This is a genomic window from Longimicrobiaceae bacterium (assembly GCA_035696245.1).
Lineage (GTDB): Bacteria > Gemmatimonadota > Gemmatimonadetes > Longimicrobiales > Longimicrobiaceae > DASRQW01.
In genome coordinates this window covers 1-6,787 of record DASRQW010000496.1, presented here as the reverse complement: position 1 = coordinate 6,787, position 6,787 = coordinate 1, and the positions used below count along the sequence as shown (strand labels likewise).

At 71.2% G+C, this 6,787-nt stretch carries 5 protein-coding genes; 4 read left to right on the top strand and 1 reads right to left on the bottom strand.

Annotated elements, in window-relative coordinates; genetic code table 11:
• The 4 genes from VFE05_22275 to VFE05_22260 form a co-directional block, all read left to right on the top strand.
• Positions 1–621, top strand: a 621-nt coding sequence (locus VFE05_22275; GenBank protein HET6232819.1) for a methyl-accepting chemotaxis protein, incomplete at its 5' end; no start/stop codon positions are given.
• A gap of 2 nt (positions 622–623) precedes the next feature.
• Complete coding sequence (locus VFE05_22270) at positions 624–1,688, top strand: BMP family ABC transporter substrate-binding protein (protein HET6232818.1); 1,065 nt, start codon at positions 624–626, stop codon at positions 1,686–1,688.
• 576 nt (positions 1,689–2,264) lie between these two features.
• Positions 2,265–4,478: a DNA/RNA non-specific endonuclease gene (locus tag VFE05_22265; GenBank protein ID HET6232817.1), complete on the top strand. Its 2,214-nt coding sequence runs from the start codon at positions 2,265–2,267 to the stop codon at positions 4,476–4,478.
• Between the two features lie 322 nt (positions 4,479–4,800).
• On the top strand, positions 4,801–4,962 hold the full coding sequence (locus VFE05_22260) for a hypothetical protein (protein HET6232816.1): 162 nt from the start codon (positions 4,801–4,803) through the stop codon (positions 4,960–4,962).
• A gap of 668 nt (positions 4,963–5,630) precedes the next feature.
• Here the strand turns inward: VFE05_22260 and VFE05_22255 are convergent.
• Positions 5,631–6,787 (bottom strand): DNA/RNA non-specific endonuclease (locus VFE05_22255; GenBank protein ID HET6232815.1); only part of this gene is annotated, 1,157 nt, incomplete at its 5' end.

Sequence of the window (6,787 nt, the reverse complement as noted above, 5' to 3'; positions counted from 1 at the left end):
ATCGCCGAGACGTCGCAGTCGCTGCGCGCCATCAACCAGGCCGCCGCGGGCAGCGCCCAGCGCAGCCTGGACATGCAGGAGATCGTGCTCCGCAGCGCGGCAGACGCGCAGCAGGGCGGCACGGCCGCGGTGGAGACCATGAAGGCGATGAAGGAGATCACCGAGCGCATCTCCGTCGTCCACGAGCTGGCCGACCAGACCAACCTGCTGGCGCTGAACGCCGCCATCGAGGCCGCGCGCGCCGGCGAGCACGGGCGCGGCTTCGCCGTCGTCGCCGACGAGGTGCGCAGCCTGGCCGAGCGCAGCCAGGCCGCCGCCGCGCAGATCCGCGGCATCGCCGCCGACAGCCGGCGCGTGGCCGAGCGCTCGGCGCACCTCATGGGCGGGCTGGAGCCCGTGATCCGCCGCAGCGCCGAGCTCATGCAGGAGGTGGCCGGCTCGTCCACCCTGCAGACGCAGAGCATCGGCGAGGTCACGTCGCACATGAGCGACGTGGACCAGATCACGCAGAACAACGCGGCCGCCTCGCAGGAGCTGGCCGCCACCGCCGAGCGCATGGCCGCCGAGGCCGACGCGCTGCAGGCCATGGTGAGCTACTTCCGCATCCCCCCGGGAAGGTGACCGTGACGCACCCCAAGATCCGCCGCGCCGCGATCGCCGCCTGCGCCGTCGTCCTCTCCGCCGGCTGCCGCGACGCCGCGCAGTCCGCCGCCGCGGGAGGCAAGGGGCCGAGCGTGGGCGTGGTGCTCAGCACCGGCGGGCGCGGCGACAAGGGCTTCAACGACGAAGCCGTGGCCGGGGCGGGCCGCGCCGCCGCCGCCCTGGGCGCCGACACCTCCATCGCCGACGTGCAGCGCGAGGACGCCACGCTGTCCGGCGTCACCCGCTTCGCGGAAGAGGGTCGCGACCTGGTCGTGGGCGTCAGCTTCATGGCCAGCCAGCCCACCTTCCAGGTCGCCAAGGACCATCCCGCCGGCAAGTTCGCCGTGCTGGACTACGCGCCCGTGACCGACGAGCAGGGCCGCGCGCTGCCGCTGCCGCCCAACATGGCCGGCATCACCTACCGCGCCGAAGAGGGCGCGTACCTGGCCGGGGCGCTGGCGGGGCTCAAGACCGCCACCCGCAAGGTGGGCTTCGTGGGCGGCATGTACTCGCCCATCGTGCGCGAGTTCGAGGCGGGCTACACGGCCGGCGTGCGCGCCGTGTGCTCGGACTGCGTGGTGCTGGTGGACTACGCCGGCACCGGGCCCGCTGCCTTCAACCAGCCGGAGCGGGGGCTGGCCCTGGCGCTGGCGCAGTACGGCGCGGGCGCCGACGTGATCTTCCACGCCTCCGGCGGCACCGGCAAGGGCGTGTTCCAGGCCGCGCAGCAGGCGAACAGGTGGGTCATCGGCGTGGACGTCGACCAGAGCGCCGAGGCGCCCGGCCACGTGCTGACCTCGGTGACCAAGAAGCTGGACGTGTCGCTCTACGGCCTGGTGGAGCAGGTGAGGAGCGGCCGGTTCCACGGCGGCCTCCTGTCGCAGGGGCTGTCGGACGGCGCGGTGGGCTACGTGTACGACGCCCGCAACCGTCCGCTCATCCCGGACAGCGTGTACTACCGCGTGGAGACCCTGCGCCAGGCCATCGTCGCCGGCCTCGTCAAGGTCCCCAAGGTCCCCGCCGACGCCCGCATGTCCCGCCGCTGACCCGCCCCGGTGCCAGGAGATTCGTCGCATCGCATCTCCTGGCCAAGAACGGCTTTCGGGAGATGCACGGCGGCCGTCCTCCCCGCATCCCCGCGCGCAGGGTGGAACGGGTCGGCGGATTTGAATCGGGACCGCCGGTCCACATCCACGGACCAGTCGTTACCAATCACCCATCGGAAGACGGACCGGCTCCCGGCTTGGTAGATGTTGAGCGGCCCGGGTAGATGTCGGTCGATCGAGCACGGCGGGTGGAGCGGACCGGTAGATCGTCTCCGTCTCGGCGGACGTCGACGCAGTCCCGCCGCGCCCCGGCTGATGCGACGGATGCGCTGCGCCGCGGGCGGGGCGGCGTTGATGTGCCCCGCGCGGTGCGTCCGTGTTACATGAAAGCCTGGCCCCGCGCGCCGGCGGGGAGCATCTTACGGCGAGATGCGAGCGGCGGCCCGTCGCCGCACTCCACGCGCGGACGGTCGTTCGTTATGTTTCCGTCCCATCCGGCAGGCCCCCAAGCGAATACGTCTCCGTCCCGGCCGCCCTCCGCGGCCGTTGTCCCCCTCGAACCGAGTGTGCCCACACATGGAATCGTCCCCCTTCCGGCAGCCCGCCGCTCGCGCGTTCGCGTGCGTGCTGCCGCTCGCGATCTCGCTCCTGGCTGCCTGCGAGGACCGCGCGCCGGTCGCGCCGGAGCTGCCGCCCATAATGGGCCTGCCGGGCACGTACGACACGCGGGCGCTGGACTGCACCGCCAACGTGCGTGCCGGCACCGTGGTCTGCCTGGCCGCGGGGGCGGGCGCCAGCGCGTCGCGGCGCGCCATCGTGGGCGGGCAGGGCACCTTCGTGACGCTCGCGTCCAGCAACGTGCACTACGACACCGCGTCGGCGGCGTTCACCTTCGACGCGACCGTGCGCAACCTGCTGGGCGTGACCCCGGGCACCGTGGCCCAAGCCATGGGCACCAAGGACGGCGTGGCCGCGGACAGCCTGCGCGTCTTCTTCCAGAACCCGCCCACCGCCACCTCGGGCACCGGCACCATCACGGTGGACACGGCGCGCACCGGCAGCTTCACGGCCGGCGGCCAGTCGTACTACGCCTACCCCGGCCCGCTCGCCTCGGGCGCCACCACGGCGGCCCGCGGGTGGAAGTTCACCGTGCCGGTGACGGTGGGCACCTTCACCTTCAAGGTCTACGTGCAGGCCCCGCTGGAGCCGCGCCTCGTGATCAGCGAGGTGATGGCGAACCCCAACGCCACCGACGACTCGCTGGGCGAGTACGTGGAGATCGCCAACGTGGGCCGCGACCCGGTGGACCTGAACGGCTGGCGGCTGGCCTCGCGCTCGGGCAGCAGCACCGAGCAGGTGACCTTCTCCACCAGCATGGTCGTTCCCGCCAACGGCTTCGGCATCATCGCCGCGCGTTCCAACCCGGCGCGCAACGGCGGCGTCACCGCCATCGGCGAGTGGGGCGGCACGGCCATCCAGCTCTCCAACACCACCAGCGCCACCGCGCCGGACTTCGTGGCGCTGCGGCGCCCCGCGGCCTCGGGCACGGCGCCGGCCATCGACTCGGTGATCTGGGCCACGGGCGGCGCCACCACCGCGCCCCCCACCGGCCGCACCCGCGAGCTGCTGGACCTCACGGCCGACAACACGGTCATGGCCTCGGCCGCGTGGAACACCGGCTACCGCAAGTACGGCGTGGGCGACGGCACCGGCGACTTCGACCGCGGCACGCCGGGCGGCGCCAACGCGCCGCTGGTGCCCGTGGGCCCGGTGGCGGTGGTGCGCATCTCCCCCGGGTTCGAGGTGGTGGACACGCTGCACCAGTTCCGCCGCTTCAGCGCCTTCGCCGAGGACACCCTGGGCCAGGCGTCGCCCACCACCATCACGTGGAGCAGCACCAACCCGGCGGTGGCGACCATCGACGGCACCGGCCTGGTGACGCACGCGGACACGGGCAAGACGGTCATCGTCGCCACGGCCGCCAACGGCAAGGCCGACAGCACGGTGTACGGCGTCTTCCAGTACAGCCCGGCCGCCATCTACCGCAACCACGTGGAGTTCGGCCTGCCCACGCCGGGCGGGGGCAACAACGACATCCTGATCGTGCCGCCCCAGCGCACGCAGTACGCGCTGTCGTACAACGCCAGCCGCGGCGGGCCCAACTGGGTGAGCTGGGACCTGAACCGCACGCACTTCGGCAGGGTGGCGCGGGCTCCCACCTTCTTCACCGACCCGGCGCTGGTGCCGTACGGCGTGTACCAGGTGACGACGAACGACTACACCAACAGCGGCTACTCGCGCGGGCACATGTGCCAGAGCGAGCAGCGCACGCAGACGCGCGCGGACAACGACACCACCTTCCTCACCACCAACATCCTGCCGCAGTTCCAGGACCTGAACGGCGGGCCGTGGGGCGAGCTGGAGACGTACGGCAACGAGCTGGCGCGCTTCAACCAGAAGGAGATCTACAACATCTCGGGCGGCATCTTCCCGGCCACTCCCGCCACGCTCAAGAACGAGGGCAAGGTCGCGATCCCCACCACCACGTGGAAGATCATGGTGATCCTCCCGTACGGTAAGGGCCTTGCCGACGTGCACTCCGCCAGCGACGTGCAGATCATCGTGGTGAACATGCCCAACGTAACCGGCATCGCCAGCGAGCACTGGCAGCAGTACACCACCACGGTAGATGCCATCGAGGCCGCCACCGGGTACGACTTCCTCTCGGCCCTGCCCGACGCCATCGAGGCCGAGGTCGAGGCGCGGCCCAGCGCCACCGTCATCAACTGACGCACGTGCCCGGCGCCGGCGTCGTTCCTCGCGGACGACGCCGGCACCGGGCGGCGGCTCCCAACGTCCGGAGCCCGCCGGCTGTCTTCAGGGTGCGGGCTGGCGGCGACACGTGTTCCGCCGTCTAGGGCCGCGGCGGCGGGGTATGCGGGCCGGCCCCCGATTGTCCGCCGGGCGCATCGCAGGCATTGCGCAACACACACGTTCCGGTGCATCATGTAGGAGCGCCTGGCCCTCGCGGCCGGGCCGGGCCATCCCGCCTGATCATCCAGCTCCCCTCCTCCCCCGCCGTGGGGAGTTCTCTCGCCCACGCAAAGGTGCCATGACCCAGGTCCATTCGCAGACGGACATCTCCGCGCCCGCCGCACGCCAGGCGTGGATCGCGCCCAACGTAGAGCGCCTCCCGCACCTGTCCGAGCTGACGCTCCAGTCCGGCGCCCCCATCGACGGCGGCGGCGGCACGGGCGGCACCACCGTCTTCTAGCCCCCCGCGCAGGCGGACGCGCACTCCGCATCCGCCCGCGCTTCGGAACCCCCGCGGCAGGCGCGCTCGTTCGCGCCCGCCGCGGTTTTCGTGTGCCCGTCACCAACCGGCGCACATCTTCTGGATCGCGCGTAGCTGAACCGCCGTTCCGCGCGGAATCCAGGTATGTCGCTTGTCCATTTGTTTGAGTGCGTCGGTGGCGGAAAGGATGCCCCCTCCCCCGCAAAACGGGAGTGGAGAGATCGGCCGGGGCCAGGTGGGTTTCCTCTGTGCCGCGGATGCGAGGATGGGGGGATCGGAGTCGATCTGCTCTCGGTGAAGCGACGCCGCAGCAGCTGTCGAGCACCTTGCTCGGTATATCATGCACCCATGCGGACTTCGCCTCTCCCTCCTCTGGCCGACGCTGGCTTCTGGTGCCGTCCTACCCCGCTGATACGGAGCCCGGATCGATGCAACCCTGAACCGCCCGCCGCGGAACAAGCTCCCTTCTCCCGCTTGCGGGGGAGGGGCTGGGGGAGGGGCATCCCCCCCGCTGCGACACGTTCTCGGCACCGGCACTGCTCCAATGCCGAACCACAGGCCCCTGCCAGCATCCCCCCCAACGACGAAGCGCCCCGGTCCGCGATGGACCGGGGCGCTTCGTCCTGCTGTTTCGAATCAGCCGCGCTTTAGTTGCTGCTCGCCTCGACCGTGTTCTCGATCGAGTCCGGCAGCAGGGCCAGGAAGTCGTAGCCGGTCGCCGCCTCGATGGCATCCACCGAGGTGCGGTACATCTCCCAGCCGTTGGAGATGATGCCCGTCACGTTGGGCATGTCCACAGCGATCACCTGCAGGTCGGCCGTGCTGTGCACGTCGGCCAGCGTTTTACCGCGCGGCAGGATCACCACGATCTTCCAGGTGCGGCTGGGGATCTCGATCTTGCCCGCGTTGTTCAGCGTGGCCGGGTTGGGCGGCCAGTACCCGCCGGCGATCACGTACAGCTCCTTGCCGCTCGTGCGCGCCAGGTCGTTGTTGTAGACCTCGAACTTCTCCCACGGCCCGCCGTTCATGTCCTGGTACTGCGGCAGGATGTTGGTCATGAAGAACGCGTGCTGGTTGTCCAGGTCCGTGGCCGTGCGCTGCTGGCTCATCACCATGTGGCCGCGGCTGTAGCCGCTGCCGGTGTAGTCCGACGTCACCACGTGATACAGCGAGTCCGGCAGAATCGGGTCCGCGGCGAAGCAGTCGCAGCGCTGGGCGGCGCCGAAGTGCGTGGCGTTCAGGTCCCAGCTCACCCAGTTGGGCCCGGCGTGCTTGGGGCTGTAGCTGAGCACGTACTCGGTGTGGCGGACGATCACCTCGTCGTTCGGCGTACCGTCGGTGGGCGTGCCGAACTCCACGTGGTTCAGGTACTCGGCCGAGGTCGAGTTCACCACCGTGCTGACGGTGATGGTGGCCGTGTCGGCGAACCCATTGCCGCTGGTGACCACCACGTTCGCGGTGCCGTCGGCCTTGGCCGTCGCCAGGCCGCCCGCGCTGATGGTCGCGACCGTGGTGTTCAGGCTCGTCCACGTGAAGGTCGTGGCGGTGACCTGGCCGTTCGCGTCGCGGGCCGTGGCGCTGAACTGGCGCGTGGCGCCGGGGGCCAGCGTGACCGTGGCCGGCGAGACGACGACCGTCGCCACCGGGCCCGTGCTGGTGGGCGGCGTGGCCGCTCCGTCGTTGGGCGCGCCCGGCGTGCCCTTGTTGGTGCCGCTGTACACCGCGGTGCCCAGCTTCCAGTTCGCGCTGTTCGCCGCCGTGTTGTCCGCCGCCGGGTCGATCACGGCGCGCGAGGCGCCGCTGG

Bases quoted from the DNA above. Each gene is read 5' to 3' on its own strand.
- VFE05_22265 (HET6232817.1), top strand. From the start codon at position 2,265: ATGGAATCGTCCCCCTTCCGGCAGCCCGCCGCTCGCGCGTTCGCGTGC.
- VFE05_22260 (HET6232816.1), top strand. From the start codon at position 4,801: ATGACCCAGGTCCATTCGCAGACGGACATCTCCGCGCCCGCCGCACGC.